Below are 20,826 nucleotides of genomic sequence, written 5' to 3' on the forward strand. Positions count from 1 at the left end.
CCATGACTCTGAAAAAACTCTACAGTATCGTTTTTACCCTGGTGATCGTGCTTGCAGCACTGCTGATGGTGCGCCTGCTCTGGCTGCACTATATGAACGATCCCTGGACCCGCGACGCCCGTGTCCGCGCCGACGTGATCAATATTGCCCCGGACGTAACCGGCGCCGTCGTTGCCCTCAATGTGCAGGATAACCAGCGCGTGAAGAAGGGCGACCTGTTGCTGCAGATCGACCCGGCCCGTTATGAGCTGGCGGTAAAACGCGCCCAGGCCCAGGTGGAAGCCCAGGAAGCGATGCTTTCACTGCGCACCGATGAAGCCCGCCGTCGCGCCGATGCCGATGCCCTGGTCGTCTCCCGCGAGAGCCGCGACCAGGCAGAACGCGCCGCGCAGACCGCCAAGGCGGAACTGGACCAGGCCCGCGCCCAGCTCGACGCCGCCCAGCTCGATCTTGAACGTACAACGGTCTTCGCTCCAGAAGATGGCTATATCACCAACCTCAACGTTCACACCGGTGATTACGTGCACGCCGGCCAGGCTTCACTGGCGCTGATCGATGAACACTCCTTCTGGGTCTACGGCTATTTCGAAGAGACCAAGCTGCCGCTGGTCAAACCCGGCGCGGCTGTGGATATCACCATGATGAGCGGTGTGAAGATGAAAGGTCAGGTGGAGAGCATCGCCCGCGGTATCTACGATGCGGACAACCCGCAGAGCAATGAACTCACCGCCAACGTCAGCCCCACCTTCGACTGGGTGCGCCTGGCCCGCCGTATCCCGGTGCGCATCAGCATCGATGAGATACCCGAAGGTGAAACCCTCACCGCCGGCACCAGCTGCACCGTGGTGCTGACCGGTGTAGATACCCGGAAATGGTGGCAGATATTCTGAGCGCGCCAGCAGCCCGCTGATACGGCGAGCAAAGCTCCCGCCTCAGCCTTAAACATAAAATCCCGATTTTCAGACCGGGATTTTATGTTTTCAAGCCGCCGTCACTGCAGAAATCCTGTTCAGCGGATCTCCGTCAGCAGCAGCTGACCAGCAAAGTGCGCCGCCAGGTTATCCACAACCAGCTGCGCCATAGCGCCGCGTGTTTCTTCGGTACCGCTGGCACAGTGCGGTTGCAGGACCAGGTTATCCATGGCGAGCAGCGCCTGCGGTACGTGGGGTTCATCGACGAACACATCAAGTCCCGCGCCCGCCAGTTTTCCCTGCTCAAGCAGCTCAACCAGTGCGGCTTCATCCACCACCGAGCCACGGGAGATATTGATGAAGTATCCCTCGGGTCCCAACGCTGCGAGCACCTCGCGGCTTATAAGGCACTCAGTCTCAGGCCCACCTGGAATAACCGGGGCGAGAATATCCACATCGCGGGCCAGCGCGACCAGGTCGTCGTAATAGCGGTAGGGCTGATCAGGCTGGGGCCTGCGCCCATAGTAGCTGATGCATATACCGGATGCCTGGGCTCGCAGCGCCAGCGCCTTGCCTATGCGTCCAAGGCCCACGATACCCAGCGTCTTGCCCTTGAGCGAGCGGTTCAGCGGCATCATCCCCTTGTTGATCCAGTCTCCGCTGTTGATCCATTCGACGCCCATCAATAGACGACGCACAGTAGCCAGCAGCAGCATCATGCCCATATCGGCTACGTCATCGGTGAGTACATCCGGGGTATTGGTGACGGGGATGCCACGCTCGCGGCAGGCCTCCACACACAGGGTATCGAAGCCCACGCTGGAGCAGCAGACGATCTCCAGGTTCGGCAGTTGCGCCATCAGTGACTCCTCAAAACCTGCGCCATGGGAAGTGATCACCGCGCGGATATCGGCACCGACCTCGCGGAGCATCGCCTCTTTCTCGACCGCAGAAGCCAGATCGTAACGATGCAGACGATAGGTCTGCTCCAGCATTTTCATCTGCACGGGACGGTTTGGCCCAACGACCAGGATATCTATTTTTTCCATAATGTCTGTTTGCACATCCTTTTGGTTTTTTGTATCGATTCCGTTTTATTCAGTGCTTGTCTGACAGGTTAAAGGATTTCCAACAATCACTACGGACGACACCAGTTAATGGAAACCTTGCCACTAACTCAGGCTTTAAACCATACCGCTGGATTAGAACAGTTCGTTCCCCACATCAATCCGTTTTTAGCTGTTTTCGACTGTCATCCATATAAAATCAGATCTAAACGAATAGCCTTTATAATCGAATAATTGATTGAAGGATAAAAACAGAAAAATCCCATTAGACGGGATTGACAAAAGGAAGGATGAATATCGCAGGGGAATAGATTGAAGGTCTGAGCCCAACCGAGATGATCCATCATCCCGGTTCGTAGCTCGCCTGGCGAAGGGAGAGAAAACAGGCTTAAAGGCCCGGTTCGCCAGGGATAGACAGGGCTGGAGAAGCCCTAAAGCAAGTCATTGTATAGTTAAAGCCAGGGTTGTCTTGACTACTCTTGTCGCGTGATAACTGAGGCTCGATACCTGAAACTCTATACCTTAAAAGACAGCGAATAATATCCCTGAGCTTTTTCTATACAATTTTTACGCGGGGAAACTCTGTTACGATACAGCGTTGAACCGATTACAGGTTCGGGTGAGTAATGGTGAACAGATAGTCACGCTCGCCGCTGGTCAGAATTTCCTTGGATTCTTTGTCGCTTTTGTCTGCTGTTTTAACAGCCTGGTCGCGAGCGGTAGAAGCCTGAGCCAGGTGGATTTCGTTCTGAGCCTTGGCGCTTTCAGCTGTGTCATTTGCAGGGGTTGCCTGGGCGATGCCAGCGAAACCAACGAGTGCTGCAGCAAGTGCGAATTTTTCGATACCTTTCATGGATAAATACCTCTATTTTGCGAGCTTCTTCGTTAAGGAGGGACACCGGCTAAAGAAGCTGATTTACGATGGGATGTACGGTGTTTCTTTCTAGTGATTGCTATTCTACTAGTGCACTACCGCCGTGATAATATGGCAAAAACACCAAAGATTAGTGCATGAGAGCAACAATAAAATGGACGATCTTAACGACCTTTTCTTCTTCTGTGCCGTGGTCAAACACAACGGTTTTTCCGCTGCGGCGCGGGCGATTGGGGTGGAAAAAACCCGCCTGAGCCGCCGCGTGGCGGACCTGGAGAAGCGCCTTGGCCTACGTCTACTGCGCCGTTCGACCCGTTCCATGACACTGACCGAAGCCGGCGAGCGCTTTTATCAGCAGTGCCAGAAGGTGGTGGACGATGCGGAGCAGGCTTATGAGAGCATCGCCGAGCTGAAGAACGAGCCCAGCGGCAAGGTAAAACTGAGCTGCCCGGTTATTCTGGCGCAGAGTTATCTGGCGCCGATCTTATCCGGTTTTATGGAAGCCTATCCCAAGGTTTCCCTGCTGGTCGTGGCCACCAATCGACAGATCAACTTTATAGAGGAACGCTTCGACCTGGCGCTGCGAGTCACCCCGGCCATCGAGGATTCCGCCAGTCTGGTCGCCCGCGAGCTGGGCGGCGCCAGCCGGATTCTGGTAGCCAGCCCCGATTTCCTGGAACGTAACGGTCACCCGGAAAAGCCAGAGGACCTGAACGCTCAGGCGATCATCTCGGATATTCAGGATGGCGAAGTGCAGTGGGCACTCTCAACCGCAGACGGGCATAGCCATACCCTTGATCTCACCCCAAGGCTTGTCACCAACGATCTGCGAGTGCAGGTCGAGGCGGCCGCTGACGGAGTCGGCATCGCCCTGCTCCCCGAGCCTATAGCCTCGGACGCCCTGCGCACTGGCGAACTGATACACGTGCTGCCCGAGTGGAGCGGCTCGAGACACACCATCTACCTGGTCTATCCGCGCCCCCGCGGCATGCTGCCCTCAGTGCGCAGCCTGATTGATTACCTGGTGGAAGAGATTCCGAAAACCCTGGACGATTAATTGCCGATTAATTGCCGATTAATCCTCGCTAGGGCGCTCCAGCAGCACCGGCCCGCTGGCGTCGTCGCCGAGTACATCGTCCGGGTTTTTCAGCGGGCAGTCGTCCAGTGAAAGACAACCGCAACCGATGCAGCCGTCCAGCTCATCACGCAGGCGGCGCAGGGTTTCAATACGGCTGTTGAGGATCTCGCTCCAGCGCGATGACGCCTGTTTCCAGTGTTCCAGGCTGATCTTTACGCCATATTCGTAGCTGCCCAGGGTTTCCTTGATCTCATCCAGGGGGATACCGGCACGCTGGGCCACTTTGACGATGGCCAGGTAGCGCAGCACGCTGGGCGTATAACGGCGCTGGTTGCCGTTGTTACGCTTGCTGATGATCAGCCCCTTGGATTCGTAAAAGTGGATCGCCGATACGGCGACACCGCTGCGCTGGGATACCTCGCCCACGCTGAGTTCTCTTGGGGGGCCTGCGGGTTTATCCAAAGCCCTGTCCTCTCTTATCGTTGTTCGGTTGGTCTGTTTTAGCCCTAAAAAGCCGGAGCGCCCGATTAACCGGAACGCTCCGGAAAATCGCTGGATTTAAGGGCCTTCAGTGGTAGCAAGCAGTGATGGCTTCAGTGACTGAGAGCCACCGCCCTGCCAGCCGCCGCCCAGCGAGCGGAACAAGCCGACCAGCGCCAGTTGACGCTGAGTCTGAACATCTACCAGGCCACGCTTGGCACTGAAGTCATTACGCTGCGCCTCTAGGTAACGCAGGTGATCATCGACGCCGGCGTTATAGCGCGACTGCGACAACCGTAGCGCTTCGGTACTGGAGCCTACCAGGGCACGTTGCGCGGTTTCCTCTCTTTGCAAAGTATCGTTGGCGACCAGCGCATCCGCCACATCGGTAAACGCCTGCTGGATCGACTGCTCATAGTCCTGGATGGCCATCGACTTGCGTACCTCGGCCAGGTCGAGATTAGCCTGGTTACGGCCGCCATCAAAAATAGGCAGCGTCAGCCGGGGCATAAAGGCCCAGCTGCGCTGCCCTGAGGAAAACAGGTCGGACAACTCGGCACTGGCGCTACCGTAGGACCCGGTCAGCGAGATGCGCGGGAAGAACGCCGCCCGCGCAGCACCGATACGGGCGTTTCGCGCCATCAACTGACGCTCGGCAGCGCGAATATCGGGGCGCTGCTCCAGCAGTTCCGAGGGCATACCAGGTTGCAGCTGTTGCTGGATCAGGTAGCCCGCAACCGGCTCCGCCGGCAGCAGCGAATCCTCCTCGGTGATGCCGGTCAGCAGCATCAACGCATTGCCGGACTGGCGCACCTCTCGGTCGATCCGTTCCAGCTCAACCCTCACCTGCTGCACCAGCCCCAGCGCTTCCTGGTAATCCAGATCGGTGGCTGCGCCAAACTCACGCCGGGCGGCGATCAACTTCAGCGATTCCTCCCGTGCCTCCAGGGTTCGGCTGGCCAGATCGTAACGCTGCTGCGCGCCGTTACGGGCGAGGAAGGTACGGATCACCTCCGCCACCAGGCTGATACGGGCGCTGTTGGCCGCCTCTTCGGTGGCAAGGTACTCCTGCAGCGCAGCATCGGAGAGGTTGCGCACCCGGCCAAACAGATCCAGCTCGAACTCGGCCATCCCCAGGCTGGTCTGGTACTGGTGCTGCACATTATTACTGCCGGGGGTACGCAGATCATCCGGCAGCCGCTGCCCCTGACCCTCGGAGTTAAGGTTGAGCCCCGGCAGCTGTTCGCTGCGCTGGATGCCATAGGTGGCGCGGGCTGCTTCCACGTTGAGCAGTGCCTGCTTCAGGTCGCGGTTATTATCCAGCGCTACCTGAACCACCCGGGCCAGCGACGGATCGGTAACAAAGCTCTGCCAATCCAAAAGCTGAATTGCCTGAGCAGTAGTATCTGCACCGGCAACCTCCTGCTGCTGCCAGCTGTCAGGCACCGGCGCTTCCGGCCGCTTATACTCCGGCGCCAGCGAACAGGCGGCGGTCAGGGAGGTCAGGCTTAGCAGCAGAGTAAGCCGCTTGATCTGTACAATCTTAGGCATGAGATTGCTCCTCTACGGCAAGGCCCGCTTCGAGATCACGTTTGGACGGCTGTGCATGGTTGCGCGCAATCAGGCTGTAGATGGTCGGCAGCACGAACAGCGTAAACAGGGTGCCGATCAGCATACCGGTGACCACGACGATGCCGATGGCAAAGCGGCTGGCGGAACCGGCGCCACCGGCGAACAACAGCGGCACCAGGCCTGCGACCATGGCCGCTGTGGTCATCAGTACCGGACGCATACGGATCACTGCCGACTTGTGCATTGCCGCCATGGGCCCGAGCTTCTCGTTGCGCTGGATATCGTTGGCGAAGGAGACCATCAGTATGCCGTGCTTGGAGATCAGGCCAATCAACGTCACCAACCCGATCTGGGTGTAGATGTTCATGGTGGTGTAACCGAGCCAGATCGGCAGTAGCGCACCACAGATCGCCAGCGGCACGGTCACCAGGATGACCAGCGGATCGCGGAAGCTCTCATACTGAGCCGCCAGCACCAGGAAGATCACGATCAGCGCGAAGCCGAAGGAGATCACCAGCTGATTGCCCTCCTGCACGAACTGACGGCTGTCGGAGAGCCAATCGATACTGGCACCGGCCGGCAGCGGCTGGCTTTTGAGGAAGTCCACCGCCTGGCCCATGGTGACACCGGGCATCAGCACCGCCGACAGGGTCACCGCGTTCATCTGGTCGAACTGCGGCAGTCGGTTGGGCGCCGCCTGGATATTGACCTCCACCAGGTTCGCCAGCGGCAGCAGGTCGCCGGACTGGGAGCGCACGTAGTAGCCGGTCAGATCCTGGGGCCCACGGCGTTTGTCCTGGGGTACCTGGGCGATGACATCGTAGGAACGGTCGAACCAGTTGAAGCGGTTGACGTAGTTCTCCCCCACCAACATCGCCAGGGTATCGGCGATCTCCGACATGGAAACCCCCATCTCACCGGCCTTGGCCGCATCCACCGTCAGCCTTGCCAGCGGGCTGTCGAAGGCCAGGTCGCTGTCCACGTAGGCGAACAGACCACTGCCCCAGGCAGCGCCCTTGATGTTCTCCAGCGCGGCATAGAGCTCAGTGAACTCCGCCGGAGCTCGCAGCACCATCTGCACCGGCAGACCGCCGCTGCCCGCCGGCAGAGGCGCCGGCTGGAAGGCGGTGACATAGGCCCCGGTCACCGAGGATCCGCGCCCATTTAGTGTGCCCTCAACCTGGGAAGCGCTCATCTGGCGTTCCTCCCAGGGGGTCAGCACCACGCCGCCGAAGGCGTTGTTCTGGCCATCGGTGCCGTTGAGGAAGAAGCTGTTCTGGTAATCGGGCAGCTGACGGAACAGGCCTTCAACAGCCTTGGAGGCGCGCTCGGTGTAATCCACGTTGGCGTACTGAGGTGCCTTCACCGCGGTGAACACATAGCCCTGGTCTTCACCGGGTGCCAGCTCACGCTTGACGCCAAGGAAGAGGAAGACGATACCGGCCAGCACTACAACGCTGACCAGCAGCACCGCCGCACGGGCATGGAGAACTCGATCCAAAAGACGTCCATAGCCGTTGGCCAGAGAGGTCATAGCATGGTCGATCGATTGCGCCAGGCGCCCTTCCGAGACCGAGCTGTTCAGCAGCGCGCTACTCATCATCGGTGAAAGCGTCAGCGCTACCACACCGGAGACCAGCACGGCGCAGGCCAGGGTAAAGGCGAACTCCTTGAACAGCGCACCGGTGAGGCCGCCCATCAGACCGATCGGCGCGTACACCGCCGCCAGGGTGATGGTCATGCCGATCACCGGCCAGACGATCTCGCGGGCACCGAGAATCGCCGCCTTAACCGGCGTCAGCCCCTCTTCGATATGCCTGTGGATATTCTCCACCACGACGATGGCATCATCCACGACGAGGCCGATGGCCAGCACCATCGCCAGCAGCGTCAGCAGGTTCAGCGAGAAGCCGAACATCAGCATCAGCGCCGCCGTGCCCACCAGCGACAACGGGATGGTAACGATGGGGATAATCACCGAGCGGAAAGAGCCGAGGAACAGGAAGATCACGACGATAACGATCACCACCGCCTCGAGCAGCGTCTTGATCACCTCATCGATGGAGGCGTTTACGAAGCGCGCCATATCGAAGACGTTGACGATCTCCATCCCCGGCGGCGCCGCCTTGCGCAGCTCCGGCAGCAGTGCCTCGACACCGGCGACGATCTCCAGCGGGTTGCCGTCCGGTGTCGGCGTGATCGCGATGGAGACCACGCGCTTGCCGCCGCCGAGGAAGCTTGCGTCATAGTTCTGCCCACCCAGCTCCACGGTGGCCACATCGCCAAGGCGCACCACGCTGTTATCGGCGCGTTTCACCACCATATCGCGGAACCCCTGGATGCTGCGCACCTCGGTGGATGCCTGGATCGGGATCAGCGTGTCCTTGCCGCGCAGGGCACCGGGGGCCGCCTGCACGTTGTTGGCGCGCAGCGCGTTGGAGAGATCGCCGGCGGTGAGACGGTAAGCCGCCAGTTTCACCGGGTCGACCCAGAGACGCATGGCGTAGGTCTGCCCACCGTTCACATCGGCACCGGCCACACCGGGCACCGAGGTGATCAACGGCTGTACCACACGGGAGATGTAATCGGTGATCTCCGGAATGGTCTGGCTGTCGTTTTCAAAGGTCAGGTACTGCACCGCGGAGACACCGTCGGTGATCTTCTGGATCTGCGGGTCGAAGGCACCCTCCGGCAGGCGGTATTTCACCTGCTGTACCTTGGCCAGCACCTCGGTCATGGCGCGATCGGCATCGGCGTTAAGCACCAGCTTGGCGCGAATCTCGCTGCGCCCCATGGTGGAGGTCGATGTCAGGTATTCGATGCCGTTGGCGCTGGCGATCGCCTGGGAGATCGGCGTGGTCACAAACCCCTGCATGACCTCCTGGGAGGCACCCGGATACTGGGTGGTCACCACGATGGTGGCGCTTTCCATCTTCGGATACTGGCGCACCGGCAGAGAGAACAGCGAGGAGAGCCCCACCAGCAGGATCAGCGTACTCAGGGTGATGGAGAGGATAGGTCGTCGGATAAAGAGATCGGTAAAGGTCATGACTGCCCGCCCTCGGCGGCCGCTGCCTCCTCCGCATTCTGGCCATCACCGCTGTTATCGGCGCCGGCACCAACCACCTTGAGCTGGCTGTTCGGCTGCACCCGCAGCTGACCCTCGGTGACCACCAGATCGCCCGCCTTAAGGCCGCTGCCGATCACCACCTGGTCACCGATACGGCGGCTGACGGTCACCGGTACGAATTCCGGCTTGCCGATCTGCTCGGCGTTGAGCTCACGCACCACCAGCGCGGAATCGCCATAGGCGGAGGTCAGGATCGCGGAGGCCGGCAGCAGCAGTGCATCGGGCTCGGTATGCAGATCCAGCCGCACACTGACATACATGCCGGGGCGCAGTTGCTGGCCCTCATTAACCATCAGCGCCTGCACCCGCAGGTTACGGGTATCGCGGTTCACTTGGGGCTCCAGGGCGCTAACTTCAGCGGTCAGCGTTGCACCCTCGGTGATCAGCTCTATCGGCTGGCCCACAGCGATATTGCTACGCTGACGCTGCGGCAGATCGAAGTTGATAAAGAGTTCAGACAGGTTGGTCAGCGAGGCCGCCGTATCGCCAGGGTTCAGGTACTGGCCAAGATCGATGTGTCGCAGGCCCACCTCGCCGTCAAAGGGGGCGATAATGCGCTTCTGCTGGATACGCGCTTCAAGCTGGGCGATCTGGGCGCGGGCCTGATCATACTCGGCCTGGCGCTGCTGCAGTTCTTCCTGGGTCATGGCGCCGGAGGGCGCTAGCTGGCGGGCGCGGGCCAGCTGATTGCGGGTGAAGGTTTCACGGGCCTTGGCGGCGGCAAGATCGGCCTCTTCCACCGAGGTATCCAGGGTCACCAGCACGTCTCCGGCGGCTACCTGCTGGCCGGCACTGAAATCGATAGCCGCCACCTTGCCGGAGACCTCGGCGGTTAGCATCACCTGCTGTACCGCTTCCAGCTCACCGGGCACCTCCAGCGTATCGGGCACATCCTGGCTTTCCAGCCTGATTGCCGTCACATCCACCGGCGCGCCGCCATGCCAGCCACCGGATGCCGAATTCTGGGTTTTCCAGAACCAGAGACCGCTGATTATCGCGGCCAGTACAAGAAGAACAACGATCAGTGTCTTCCACCCTGCTCCCCTGGCGGGAGATGACTCATTCTGCACCTGTGGCGTCATTGGCAATCCGTCCTGATATTTATTTGCCCAGTTACTTTGCCCAGCGGCCTATGCGGTCCGGCAACTCTGGACATGCCCGTTTCGGGTCAATCACTGTTGGGTTATAAGATGTCTGGTTAGTCGCGGTGAATAACGCCGAACGGCGGTCAATCTCTGCTCAGCTAACCCGGGATTCGCTGACTTTACTGCCTCAAGTAAACTTTAGGTCAAGCAGGCTTTTGGTTTTTTATTGCAGACGTTTTTGAATGGGATAGCTGAAGCGCCAGCCAGGGACAGGAAAGCCAAAGCCTGAAACGAAAAAGCCGGCCATCGCTGTAAAGCGAGGCCGGCTGAAGAAAAACCGGGCATTCCCTGGCCCGAAGGCGATGTTGTAAAGGTACGGTTCTGAAGGGGATTAGAAATCGTAGCTAAGTGTCGCCATCACGCTGCGTCCTGCGCCGAAGTAGCAGATCGATTCGCTGTAGCAGGCACCAACATATTCCTTGTCGAACAGGTTGTTGACGTTCAGCTGAGCGGAGACGCCATCCAGCCCCATATTGCTGAGATCATATTTCACCAGGGCATCGGTCAGAGTGTAGCTCGGTGCTTCCAGCGTATTGCTTTCATTGACCCAGCTTTCGCCGATGTAGCGCACCCCAAGACCCAGTTTCAGGCTGTTGAGCGAGCCGTCATGAAACTCATAGGCACCCCAGGCAGACGCCATATGTTCCGGCGTCGCCACCGGCGTTTTGCCCTCGGTGCCGGTGGTGGATTTCTGCACTTCCACATCGGTGTAGGTGTAGCTGGCCTGCAGGGTCAGGTTATCGGTCAGACGTGAGAGCGCTTCCAGTTCAACACCGCGGGAACGCACCGAGCCCACCGCCTCATAGGCATAGGTGGTGCGGTTCATATTGGCGACGTTATCCTGATCGATCTGGAACAGCGCAACGCTGTAGCGATCACCTGAACCGTTGGGCTGATATTTAAGACCGAACTCGTACTGGCTCGCCTCGGTGGCCTTAATCAGATCACCGTTTTCATCCACATTGGCGCTGGGGCTGAACGACTCGGAGTAACTGATATAGGGCGCTACGCCGTTATCGAACAGGTACATCAGCGCCGCACGACCGCTGAAGTGTTCATCTTCCAGCTCTTCATCACCCTGTACACCGGTGAGCATGTTGTCGTACTCGTTGCGCACCTCGACCCAGTCATAGCGGCCGCCCAGAGTCAGGCGCCAGCGATCCAGCGCAATCTGATCCTGCAGATAGACACCGGTCTGCTCCAGCCTGCGCTCATTGTCCTGGTAGGGGTTGATGCGGCCTGTTGCGCCGTACACCGGATCGAAAGCATCGATCGGCGCGAAGTCGGTGTTGTAGGCGGCATCGTAATCGGAGGTCCAGTAGGCATCGGTGGTGCGATGCTGGTAATCCAGGCCGGTCAACAGCGTATGACGGGTGGACCCGGCCTCAAACTCTGCAAGCAGCTGGTTATCGATGGCGAAGGCGTCCAGCTCTTCATCGGCGCCAAAGAAGGTACGCGGCAGTGTATCGCCAACCCAGTACCCAAGATTATACACCTGGCCATAATCCACCTGAGTATTCACGTAGCGAACGTTCTGACGTGCTGACCAGACCTCGTTGAAGCGGTGCTCCAACTGGTAGCCGATCATGGTCTGCTCACGGTCGAACTCTTCGAACTTCTCTTCGCCGTCGAAAAACTCGTTGGAGATGCGGCGACCGTTATGATCAAACAGCGTCCCCTCTGCCGGCAGGCCGCCGTAGAATCCGCCTTCCGGATCTTTCTGCAGATAAGCCATCAGCGTCAGCGTGGTGACATCGCTCAGATCCAGCGTCAACGAGGGCGCCAGACTGTAGTGCTCCTCTTCCACCTTGTCCCACTGGGTATCGGACTGGTACACCCGCCCGACCACACGGTAGGCAGCACTGCCGGACTCGCCGATCGTATCGCCCATATCGAAGCCGAGGCTCGCGGTGCCATCATTACCTATACCCGCCTGAATCTGGCGATGCTGTTCGAACAGCGGCTTCTTGCTGGTCAGCGCCACGATACCGCCCGGCGCCGCCCGGCCATAAAGTACCGATGACGGACCCTTGACCACCTCGATCCCCTCCAGGAAATAGGGATCGATCTGCATGATGCTGTAGGTACCCTTGTCGTTGAGCAGCTTCAGGCCATCCAGATACTGGTTGTCGATACTGTCGCTGCCAAAGCCGCGCAGCTTGATGGCGTCGTAACGCCCAGCGGTGGAACCGTACTGGCCGGTGAACACCCCGGCGGTATAGCGGGTGGCTTCCTGCACATTGCGGGCGCCCTGCTCTTCAATCTGCTCCTCGGATACCAGGGAGATCGACTGCGGAGTCTCCACAAAGGGGGTTTCCGTTTTGGTAGCGCCGCGGGTGGTCGTGACCTCCAACATATTCAGATTGACGGAAGCATCCTGCGTTTCTGCGGCAAACACGACAGGCGAGCTGATACCACCCAGGGCAAGCGCGACTGCGAGGGATATCTTGGAGGGTCGGAACATCAGAGAAACCTCTTCGCTTAGAACGTAACTGTAATACGAATTATTCTCTTTTTTATCTTCTTCGAGGTATTGGCAGTGCCAGGGTTCGTATGCGCAATGACAAAACGCGCGTCCCGACGCTAAATGACGGCTCGGGGACTAACGCCAAATTCACGGCGGAATGCGGTAGAAAAGTTGGTGGCGTGTCGATAACCCGCCCGGTGCGCCGCCTGCTGCACACTAAACCCCTGCTCCAGGTAGCGGCGTCCCAGTTCCAGCCGACAGCGCCGCAGGTAATCGAACACAGAGATACCATAGGCCGAACGAAACTTGCTGCGCAGGCTGCTGGCACTCATCGCCGCCTGCTGAGCCAGACCATCCAGGGTGTACTCCCGCGTGGGCTCAAACTCCAGTTGCTGCCGCACCGCTTCCAGCCGCTGATAGTCTCGCTGGCTGGCCGGCCCCACACTTGGCGGTTGGTATGCCGCTTCCGGCAGACCATAAGCGATCAGTTGCAACGCCAGCCCCTCCAGCAGCAGTTGCCGCTGAATATCCGGTCGATTCAGTTCACAGCAGTTGTACAACTGCGCCAACAGAGACTCAGGCACCGACCAGGCCAGTGCCCGGTTATAGATTCCCTGAAGAATCGAGTTCATGGAGGTTGTCAGGGCACTGCCAACCGCGGCACTGCCGGGATCAACAGCGAGTGTCAGGCTGTGCAGTTTCTGCCCCCCGGTTTGCGTTGCCTCAAGCGCAAACTCAGGACTGAGCTGCAGGCTCAACGCCTGCCCCGCAGACAGCTTGTGACTCAGAGCCCCCACCGAAAGCTCAACCTCTCCCGTCAGCACGATCACCATCAGCAACGGCGCATGACCATGTGAAGCGGAGCTGTAGGTCTGGAACAGTTCCAGTTCGGACTCGGTAAAGCGAAAGCCGGAGGGTAGTACAACCTCGTCAATTCGCCCCTGGGCAATCACTGGGTTCAGCTCAGCCTGAACGATAGAGCCGTTTGAGAGGCACCGATCATGAAAGCGATAATCTATACCGTACTCCCGCCCGAACTCGAGAAAATCACTCTCCCGGAAAGAGCGTACGGCTTCGAGCGCACCAGGTTGCATAAAACGCCTCACGCCGGAAACCAGCTTCAGTGAACAGAAAGATAAAAGCCGGTCGGGGTTACAGCCCACCGTCTTAGACAGGACAAGACTCTACAGTAAACAGTTCTCATTTCCAGTGCATAAAGAATGGCCAAAAACAGGCAGTCCTCCTTTAGCCCGCCTAATCTTCGACCAGACCCGCGGGGCTCCCACCGATACTACCTCTGGGACAAAGGGCCACTGTTCCTTAACAGTGTTATCCACAGCTTTTGTAGATAACTCACAACGAGTTTTCTACTCGCCGCAGAGCGTCCCAGCCCTCGGCTACTGCGAAGACAGCAGTGCCGACTATTGCGCACTCGAAATAACCTGTACCTGTCTTTGCCACAGCTGGTTTGGTACTCTGACGCGCTGCATTACTCCCAACCGCTCCCCGGAAGAATCATGGACACAAGCAAAGTCAAAACAGCCGCCGACACCAACCACACCCCGATGATGCAGCAGTATTTCAAGATCAAGGCCGAGCACCCTGATCAGCTGCTTTTCTATCGTATGGGTGACTTCTACGAGCTGTTCTATGACGACGCCAAGCGGGCGGCGAAGCTCCTCGATATCTCGCTGACAGCGCGGGGTAAATCTGGCGGCGAGCCTATCCCCATGGCGGGCATCCCCTATCACGCCGCCGAAGGCTATATCGCCAAGATCGTGCGCGCCGGCGAGTCGGTAGTGATCTGTGAACAGGTGGGCGATCCGGCCACCAGCAAGGGACCGGTTGAGCGTCAGGTGGCACGCATCGTTACTCCGGGAACGCTCAGCGATGAGGCCCTGCTGGATGAGACCCGCAACAATCTGCTGGCGGCGATCGATGCTAATAATGGCAGTTTCGGCATGGCGCTGGTGGATATCAGTTCGGGCCGTTTCAGCCTGCTGGAGGTGGACTCCGAAGAGGGCCTGCTGGCAGAACTTGAGCGTCTGCGCCCGGCGGAGATCCTTTACCCGGAACACTCGGGCCTGAGCAGCGTGCTGGCCAACCGCCGCGGTCTGCGTCCCCAGGCGCCCTGGCACTTCGAATTCGATACGTCACAGCGCCTGCTGTGTCAGCAGTTCAATACCAAGGATCTGAGCGGGTTCGGCTGCGATCACCTGGAGCTTGCGATCGGTGCCGCGGGCTGTCTGCTGCAATATGCGCGTGATACCCAGCGCAGCGCCCTGCCCCATATCCGCCGTATCCAGGTGGAACAGCGTTCGGAGGCGGTACTGCTCGACGCCTCGACCCGCCGTAACCTGGAGCTGGATCAGAACCTGGGCGGCGGTACGGAAAACACCCTGGCCTCAGTGCTGGATAAGACCCGCACGTCCATGGGCGGACGCCTGCTGCGACGCTGGCTGCACCGTCCGCTGCGCGATCGCAGCACCCTGCTGGCGCGTCAGAGCGCCATCGGCTGGCTGCGCCAGGGATTTCAGTTTGAGGATATCTCCGACACCCTGCGCTCAGTGGGCGATATGGAACGTATCCTCTCCCGCGTGGCGCTGCGCTCTGCCCGTCCCCGCGACCTGGAGCGACTGAAAATGGCCCTGGCCTGCCTGCCAACGTTGCAGCAGCAGTTAGCCACCGAAGACGCGCCGCGTATCCATGAGTTGGCCGCGCAGATCGGCACTTTCCCCGCGCTTGCTCAGTTGCTGGAGAAAGCCATTATCGAAACACCGCCAATGCTGATCCGCGACGGAGGCGTGATCGCCGAGGGTTACGACGAAGAGCTGGACGAGCTGCGCGGCATCAGCGAAAACGCCGGCGCTTACCTGCTGGAGCTGGAAGCACGCGAGCGCAAACGCACCGATATCAGCACGCTTAAAGTCGGTTATAACCGTGTGCACGGCTACTTCATCGAGGTCAGCAAGGCCCAGGCTGTGGATATGCCCGCGGAATACCAGCGCCGCCAGACGCTGAAAAATGCCGAGCGTTTTATCACCCCCGAGCTCAAGGAGTTCGAGGACAAGGCCCTTAGCGCCAAGGGCCGCGCCCTGGCCCGCGAGAAACTGCTTTACGAGGCACTGCTGGAAAGCCTCGCCGCCGAGCTTGCGCCGTTGCAGGACTGCGCCTCGGCCCTGTCCGAACTGGATGTACTGCAGAACCTGGCCGAGCGAGCCGAGACCCTGGGCTATCACGCGCCAACGCTGGTCGAGCATCCCTGCATCGAGATCCGAGAGGGCCGCCATCCGGTGGTCGAAGCGGTGCTGGATACACCGTTCGTAGCCAACGATCTGGACCTGGATCCGGAACGCCGCATGCTGGTGATTACCGGCCCGAACATGGGCGGTAAATCCACCTACATGCGCCAGGCGGCATTGATCACGCTGCTGGCCCATATCGGCAGTTATGTACCGGCCAGCCAAGCCACCATCGGTATCGTTGATCGGATCTTTACTCGCATGGGCTCATCCGATGACCTGGCCGGCGGGCGCTCCACCTTTATGGTGGAAATGACCGAGACCGCCAACATTCTCCACAACGCCAGCGATCGCAGCCTGGTGCTGATGGATGAAGTGGGCCGTGGCACCAGTACCTTTGATGGTCTGTCACTGGCCTGGTCCGCTGCCGAGTTTCTCGCCCGAGAAGTGCGCGCTTTTACGCTGTTTGCCACCCACTATTTCGAGCTGACGGCATTGCCCGATCAGTGCGAAGGGGTCAGCAACGTGCATCTGACCGCCGTTGAACACAATGACCATATCGTGTTCATGCATGAGGTACAGGCAGGCCCCGCCAGCCAGAGCTACGGGCTGCAGGTCGCGCAACTGGCCGGTGTGCCGCCCCATGTGATCCGTCAGGCCAGGGAAAAGCTGGTTCAGCTTGAGCAGGATTCCCGAGCAGCAGATCTGCGTCCAGCGCCGACAAACTCACCTAAAGAAAGCCCGATCCAGAACGATCTGTTTATCGCGCCGGTACCCTCGGAGGTGGAGCAGAAGCTGGAAACGATAGACCCGGATGAGCTGACGCCGCGGGCTGCGCTAGACCTGCTCTACGAGCTGAAAAAACTGGCGCGATAAGCGCCCAGCGGAAGCAGGGCTGACTATACTGCCTTCAAACCGCCGCTACAGGGAGTCTTTACGATGACGTACGTCGTAACCGAGAACTGCATTCGCTGCAAATACACCGATTGTGTCGATGTCTGCCCGGTAGACTGTTTCTACGAAGGAGCCAATTTTCTGGTCATCCACCCGGATGAGTGTATCGACTGTGGCCTCTGCGAACCGGAATGCCCGGCCGAGGCGATACTCTCGGAAGATGACCTGAGCGATGCCCAGCAACCCTATGTGGAGCTGAACGCCGAACTTGCCGAGGCCTGGCCCAATATTAATGAGCGCAAGGCGCCATTGGACGATGCGGAAGAGTGGAACGGGGTGGAGGGAAAACTGAAATACCTGGAGCGCTAGCAGATCACAGACACAGAAAAGGGGCCTGAAGGCCCCTTTTCTCTATGCGATGATCACTGCAACAGATCTTCGCCTGACAGACCGTTTTTCTCCACGATCTCCCTCAGTTTACGCAGCGCCTCGACCTGGATCTGGCGCACCCGCTCGCGGGTCAGGCCTATTTCGCGTCCCACCTGCTCGAGCGTGGACATCTCATGTCCACGTAATCCAAAACGGCGTGACAGTACGTCGGCGTGTTTCTCCGGCAGCATATCCAGCCATTTGTTGAGGTTACCGCTGATATTGGTGTTCTGCAGCAGGGTTTCCGGATCTCCGGTGCCCTGATCAGCGATGGTGTCGAGCAGTGACTTGTCGCTGCTTCCACCTACAGGTGTGTCGACGGAGCCGATACGCTCGTTCAGGCCCAGCATACGCTCCACATCCTCAACCGGCTTATCAACCAGTTGGGCGATCTCTTCGGCGGAGGGTTCGTGATCCAGCTTTTGGGCCAGTTCACGCGAGGCACGCAGATAAACATTGAGCTCTTTGACCACATGGATAGGCAGACGAATCGTGCGGGTCTGGTTCATGATCGCGCGTTCGATGGTCTGGCGAATCCACCAGGTAGCGTAGGTCGAGAAACGGAAACCGCGTTCCGGATCGAATTTTTCCACCGCCCTGATCAAGCCGAGGTTACCCTCTTCGATCAGGTCCAGCAGCGAGAGGCCGCGATTGATATAACGCCTGGCGATCTTCACCACCAGTCGGAGATTGCTCTCGATCATTCGCTTGCGGGAGGCTTCATCACCCTTCAGTGCCCGACGTGAGAAGTAAACCTCCTCTTCCGCGGTCAACAGAGGCGAAAAGCCGATTTCGTTCAGGTATAGCTGAGTCGCATCCAGGGTCTTGGCGTTGACCAGATCCTTGTGCGCCATGCTTCCACGACCACGGCCACTGTTAATGAACTCAGGTACATCGTCCGAATCATCCGAATCGTCGGTATCGGCCTCGTCGTCCTGGCTCATCTCCAGCTCATCATCGGTATCCATCTCCTGATCCCGACTCGAGCTCAAGGTGTCGTAGTCCTTGGTTCCGACTGTTACCATCTGATTTCCCCCATGCATCTAGCATTGACGCTATCTGACTTATTATTCTTTTTTGGGCAGATACTGCAGCGGATTTACAGGCTTACCGTCCCGCCTGATCTCGAAATGGAGCATCGGACGATTGGCACCAGTATTTCCAAGCTCAGCGATCTTATCGCCGACCTTCACACTATCACTTTCCTTGACCAAGATGCGACTGTTATGTGCATAAGCACTTAAGTACTGGCGGTTATGGTTGAGGATAACCAGGTTGCCATACCCAAGCAGACCACTGCCCGCATAAACTACCGTTCCCGAAGCCGCAGCATAGACCGGGTCACCGGTATTGCCGGCCAAATCTATCCCCTTATTGGGGCTGGAACCCGCAGAGTAGCCGCCTATCAGCCGGCCCTGCGTTGGCCAACGCCACTGGATCTCGCTGGAAGCAACTGCGGGTGTCGGCATAGGTTTGGCGCTGCTCTTGGGAGTACTGGCAGTCGATGGAGTTTGAGCCGGCGTAGTTTTTTTGGTTCCGCTGGATCGCGAACTCGATGCCACTGCCTGCCCCTTCAGACGCAGCTTCTGGCCGGGATAGATAATATAGCGGTTGTCGATACCGTTAAGACGAGCGACAGATTTGAAGTCGAGGCCGTAGCGCCAGGCGATCGAATAGAGGGTATCGCCGCGACTGACGGTATAGGTGGAAGGCACAGGCCCATTGTAGCGACTGCCCATGGACTGGTCGGTAACAGGGGCGTAGCCGCCCGAGCAGGCGACGAGGGTGCACGCAGCAGCTACTACTATCAATCTCTGCAGATTGCGCATCAAGCCCCGCACCCAACCTCCTAGCTGCTGCCGCTTTGCATCGTTACTGTCCATAGTGAGTGTCCCGGGCAGCCGACCAAGGCGGCTAACCGGAACGTCTATCCGGCACTTTTATCTGCTGCTCTTAACTAGAGTGCCTATCCAGCGCCAGCACCAGTACCACACCGACCAGCATCAATGCCAAAGCGGGCCAAAGCTGGGTCGGCAGGCCTGTCAGCTCATTGAAAACCGACGGGAAAACGTTGCGCTGCAACAGCGGAACGGCCTCACCATGGCGGTCCAGGGTGTAGGACAGGGTATATTTCCAGGGCCATACCTTGTTCAGCGAGCCCAGCATAAAGCCACCCAGCAACGCCAGAATCATGCGGCGATGATGGTGAAAAGCCCAGCTTAGCAGGCGTGAAAAGCTAATCAAGCCGATAACGCAGCCACCGGCGAAAAGCGCCAGGGATACAACTTCGAACCCTTTCACCGCAGCCAATATCGGCGCGTACATCCCCAGCAGCAGTAGGATGAAACTACCGGATATGCCCGGCAGGATCATGGCGCAGATCGCCAGCATGCCGGATCCGAACAGTGTCCAGGGAGTCACGCTCACCGTACCCGGCACCATAGAAGTAATCACATAGGCGATCAACGCGCCCAACAGAAAGATCAGGTTACTGCTCAGGTTCCAGCCCTTCACATGGCGAACCAGGCTCCAGACCGAGGCCATAATCAAGCCGAAGAAAAATGCCCAGAGCAGCACCGGCTGACTATCCAGCAGATACAGCACTACCCGCGCCAGGCTCACCAGGCTGATGATGATGCCGGAGAGCAGAGTGACCAAAAAGGTACCGTTGATATGGCGCCAACAGGCAGCAATCCCCTGGCTGAACAGAATCCGCACCGCCTGCAGATCGCAACGGCGAATACTGTCGATCAGCTCTTCGTAGATTCCGGTAATAAATGCGATAGTGCCGCCAGAAACGCCAGGCACGGCATCCGCCGCTCCCATCATCATTCCCTTGCCGGCCAGTTTCAGGTAATCCGTTACGCTGCGCATGCGCCCGCCTTTGTCATTCAACGCACAGTCCCCGCCAGCAGGGGCACAAAACGAACAGGCTCGAGCTCTTCCCGCTCGAACTCATCCTCTGCGGTACGGCGTATACGCATCAGTACCTGCCCCTCACCGTCGCCGACCGGCAATACCATGATGCCGCCGATAGCCAGCTGCTCGAGCAGCTCTTCCGGCACCTTTTCCGGTGCCGCGGTGACCAGGATGCCGTCAAACGGCCCCCGGTCCGGCCACCCCATACCGCCATCGGTATGACGCAGCATGACGTTATGAAGACGCAGTTGCTGAATACGCTTGCGAGCTTTTTCCTGCAGCGGGCGGATTCGTTCAACGCTATATACCTGGTCCACCAGCTGCGCCAGGATGACGGTCTGGTATCCGGACCCAGTACCCACTTCCAGCACCTTTTCCCGCGGGCCATCTTCGAGCAGGAGCTCGGTCATACGGGCGACGATATAGGGCTGGGAGATGGTCTGGTTGAAACCGATGGGGAGGGAGCTGTCTTCGTAGGCACGATGTGAAAGTGCCTCGTCGATAAAAATATGCCGGGGTGTATCACGCACCACAGTCAGGACTTTGTCGTTTTCTATTCCCTGCTCTCGCAATCGCGCTATCAATCGGTCCCGGGTTCGCCGGGAGGTCATCCCTATG

Annotated in this window: 16 protein-coding genes; 4 read left to right on the top strand and 12 right to left on the bottom strand. The window is 58.9% G+C overall.

Features of this window, described 5'->3' with window-relative positions; all coding sequences use genetic code 11:
• Nucleotides 1–2: 2 nt before the first annotated feature.
• Nucleotides 3–890, top strand: a complete 888-nt coding sequence (locus tag C4S72_RS13940) for an efflux RND transporter periplasmic adaptor subunit (protein ID WP_104003747.1) — start codon at nucleotides 3–5, stop codon at nucleotides 888–890.
• A 119-nt stretch (nucleotides 891–1,009) separates the two neighbouring features.
• Here C4S72_RS13940 and C4S72_RS13945 read toward each other — a convergent pair whose 3' ends face one another.
• Together C4S72_RS13945 and C4S72_RS13950 are read right to left on the bottom strand one after the other, a co-directional pair.
• The gene (locus C4S72_RS13945) at nucleotides 1,010–1,960 is read right to left on the bottom strand and encodes a 2-hydroxyacid dehydrogenase (RefSeq protein WP_104003748.1); all 951 of its coding nucleotides are present in this window, start codon (nucleotides 1,958–1,960) and stop codon (nucleotides 1,010–1,012) included.
• 625 nt (nucleotides 1,961–2,585) lie between these two features.
• Nucleotides 2,586–2,831 (bottom strand): hypothetical protein, encoded by a 246-nt coding sequence (locus tag C4S72_RS13950; RefSeq protein ID WP_104003749.1) that lies wholly within the window; start codon nucleotides 2,829–2,831, stop codon nucleotides 2,586–2,588.
• A 175-nt stretch (nucleotides 2,832–3,006) separates the two neighbouring features.
• Here C4S72_RS13950 and C4S72_RS13955 point away from each other — a divergent pair, with 175 nt between their 5' ends.
• The gene (locus tag C4S72_RS13955; protein ID WP_104003750.1) at nucleotides 3,007–3,909 is read left to right on the top strand and encodes a LysR family transcriptional regulator; all 903 of its coding nucleotides are present in this window, start codon (nucleotides 3,007–3,009) and stop codon (nucleotides 3,907–3,909) included.
• Between the two features lie 18 nt (nucleotides 3,910–3,927).
• On the opposite strand, the gene soxR is transcribed toward C4S72_RS13955, so the two are convergent.
• The 6 genes from soxR to C4S72_RS13985 all read right to left on the bottom strand — a co-directional run bounded on the left by soxR (nucleotide 3,928) and on the right by C4S72_RS13985 (nucleotide 13,818).
• On the bottom strand, nucleotides 3,928–4,392 hold the full coding sequence (gene soxR / locus C4S72_RS13960) for a redox-sensitive transcriptional activator SoxR (protein ID WP_104003751.1): 465 nt from the start codon (nucleotides 4,390–4,392) through the stop codon (nucleotides 3,928–3,930).
• Between the two features lie 96 nt (nucleotides 4,393–4,488).
• Nucleotides 4,489–5,961 carry an efflux transporter outer membrane subunit gene (locus C4S72_RS13965; protein WP_104003752.1) on the bottom strand — a complete coding sequence of 491 codons (1,473 nt, stop codon included), beginning with the start codon at nucleotides 5,959–5,961 and terminating at the stop codon, nucleotides 4,489–4,491.
• Nucleotides 5,954–9,031 carry an efflux RND transporter permease subunit gene (locus C4S72_RS13970; RefSeq protein ID WP_104003753.1) on the bottom strand — a complete coding sequence of 1,026 codons (3,078 nt, stop codon included), beginning with the start codon at nucleotides 9,029–9,031 and terminating at the stop codon, nucleotides 5,954–5,956. Before C4S72_RS13970 ends, C4S72_RS13965 begins: the two co-directional genes overlap by 8 nt.
• Nucleotides 9,028–10,194 carry an efflux RND transporter periplasmic adaptor subunit gene (locus C4S72_RS13975; protein ID WP_104003754.1) on the bottom strand — a complete coding sequence of 389 codons (1,167 nt, stop codon included), beginning with the start codon at nucleotides 10,192–10,194 and terminating at the stop codon, nucleotides 9,028–9,030. The genes C4S72_RS13970 and C4S72_RS13975 overlap by 4 nt, the downstream gene beginning before the upstream one ends.
• 394 nt (nucleotides 10,195–10,588) lie before the next feature.
• Nucleotides 10,589–12,721, bottom strand: a complete 2,133-nt coding sequence (locus C4S72_RS13980; RefSeq protein ID WP_104003755.1) for a TonB-dependent siderophore receptor — start codon at nucleotides 12,719–12,721, stop codon at nucleotides 10,589–10,591.
• A 119-nt stretch (nucleotides 12,722–12,840) separates the two neighbouring features.
• Nucleotides 12,841–13,818 carry a helix-turn-helix transcriptional regulator gene (locus C4S72_RS13985; protein WP_104003756.1) on the bottom strand — a complete coding sequence of 326 codons (978 nt, stop codon included), beginning with the start codon at nucleotides 13,816–13,818 and terminating at the stop codon, nucleotides 12,841–12,843.
• A gap of 423 nt (nucleotides 13,819–14,241) precedes the next feature.
• On the opposite strand from C4S72_RS13985, the gene mutS reads away from it, so the two are divergent.
• The gene (gene mutS, locus C4S72_RS13990) at nucleotides 14,242–16,842 is read left to right on the top strand and encodes a DNA mismatch repair protein MutS (protein WP_200826768.1); all 2,601 of its coding nucleotides are present in this window, start codon (nucleotides 14,242–14,244) and stop codon (nucleotides 16,840–16,842) included.
• 63 nt (nucleotides 16,843–16,905) lie between these two features.
• A complete protein-coding gene (gene fdxA / locus C4S72_RS13995) occupies nucleotides 16,906–17,229 on the top strand; it encodes a ferredoxin FdxA (RefSeq protein WP_104003757.1) in 324 nt (107 codons plus the stop codon).
• Nucleotides 17,230–17,282: 53 nt separating this feature from the next.
• Here fdxA and rpoS read toward each other — a convergent pair whose 3' ends face one another.
• The 4 genes from rpoS to C4S72_RS14015 all read right to left on the bottom strand — a co-directional run bounded on the left by rpoS (nucleotide 17,283) and on the right by C4S72_RS14015 (nucleotide 20,819).
• Nucleotides 17,283–18,314 carry an RNA polymerase sigma factor RpoS gene (rpoS, locus tag C4S72_RS14000; protein ID WP_235009146.1) on the bottom strand — a complete coding sequence of 344 codons (1,032 nt, stop codon included), beginning with the start codon at nucleotides 18,312–18,314 and terminating at the stop codon, nucleotides 17,283–17,285.
• A 42-nt stretch (nucleotides 18,315–18,356) separates the two neighbouring features.
• Nucleotides 18,357–19,172, bottom strand: coding sequence for a peptidoglycan DD-metalloendopeptidase family protein (locus C4S72_RS14005; protein ID WP_104003759.1), 816 nt, complete (start codon nucleotides 19,170–19,172; stop codon nucleotides 18,357–18,359).
• A gap of 70 nt (nucleotides 19,173–19,242) precedes the next feature.
• On the bottom strand, nucleotides 19,243–20,163 hold the full coding sequence (locus C4S72_RS14010; RefSeq protein ID WP_200826769.1) for a DUF368 domain-containing protein: 921 nt from the start codon (nucleotides 20,161–20,163) through the stop codon (nucleotides 19,243–19,245).
• Nucleotides 20,164–20,180: 17 nt separating this feature from the next.
• Nucleotides 20,181–20,819, bottom strand: coding sequence for a protein-L-isoaspartate(D-aspartate) O-methyltransferase (locus C4S72_RS14015; RefSeq protein WP_104003876.1), 639 nt, complete (start codon nucleotides 20,817–20,819; stop codon nucleotides 20,181–20,183).
• Nucleotides 20,820–20,826: the final 7 nt, after the last annotated feature.

This window comes from Marinobacterium lutimaris (genome assembly GCF_900108065.1).
In the GTDB taxonomy this organism is placed as follows: Bacteria; Pseudomonadota; Gammaproteobacteria; order Pseudomonadales; family Balneatricaceae; genus Marinobacterium_D; species Marinobacterium_D lutimaris.

Excerpts from the sequence above, each read along its gene's own strand:
- C4S72_RS13940 (WP_104003747.1), top strand. The coding sequence starts at position 3 with ATGACTCTGAAAAAACTCTACAGTATCGTTTTTACCCTGGTGATCGTG.
- C4S72_RS13945 (WP_104003748.1), bottom strand. The coding sequence starts at position 1,960 with ATGGAAAAAATAGATATCCTGGTCGTTGGGCCAAACCGTCCCGTGCAG.
- C4S72_RS13950 (WP_104003749.1), bottom strand. The coding sequence starts at position 2,831 with ATGAAAGGTATCGAAAAATTCGCACTTGCTGCAGCACTCGTTGGTTTC.
- C4S72_RS13955 (WP_104003750.1), top strand. The coding sequence starts at position 3,007 with ATGGACGATCTTAACGACCTTTTCTTCTTCTGTGCCGTGGTCAAACAC.
- C4S72_RS13965 (WP_104003752.1), bottom strand. The coding sequence starts at position 5,961 with ATGCCTAAGATTGTACAGATCAAGCGGCTTACTCTGCTGCTAAGCCTG.
- C4S72_RS13970 (WP_104003753.1), bottom strand. The coding sequence starts at position 9,031 with ATGACCTTTACCGATCTCTTTATCCGACGACCTATCCTCTCCATCACC.
- C4S72_RS13975 (WP_104003754.1), bottom strand. The coding sequence starts at position 10,194 with ATGACGCCACAGGTGCAGAATGAGTCATCTCCCGCCAGGGGAGCAGGG.
- C4S72_RS13980 (WP_104003755.1), bottom strand. The coding sequence starts at position 12,721 with ATGTTCCGACCCTCCAAGATATCCCTCGCAGTCGCGCTTGCCCTGGGT.
- C4S72_RS13985 (WP_104003756.1), bottom strand. The coding sequence starts at position 13,818 with ATGCAACCTGGTGCGCTCGAAGCCGTACGCTCTTTCCGGGAGAGTGAT.
- mutS (WP_200826768.1), top strand. The coding sequence starts at position 14,242 with ATGGACACAAGCAAAGTCAAAACAGCCGCCGACACCAACCACACCCCG.
- fdxA (WP_104003757.1), top strand. The coding sequence starts at position 16,906 with ATGACGTACGTCGTAACCGAGAACTGCATTCGCTGCAAATACACCGAT.
- rpoS (WP_235009146.1), bottom strand. The coding sequence starts at position 18,314 with ATGGTAACAGTCGGAACCAAGGACTACGACACCTTGAGCTCGAGTCGG.
- C4S72_RS14005 (WP_104003759.1), bottom strand. The coding sequence starts at position 19,172 with ATGGACAGTAACGATGCAAAGCGGCAGCAGCTAGGAGGTTGGGTGCGG.
- C4S72_RS14010 (WP_200826769.1), bottom strand. The coding sequence starts at position 20,163 with ATGCGCAGCGTAACGGATTACCTGAAACTGGCCGGCAAGGGAATGATG.
- C4S72_RS14015 (WP_104003876.1), bottom strand. The coding sequence starts at position 20,819 with ATGACCTCCCGGCGAACCCGGGACCGATTGATAGCGCGATTGCGAGAG.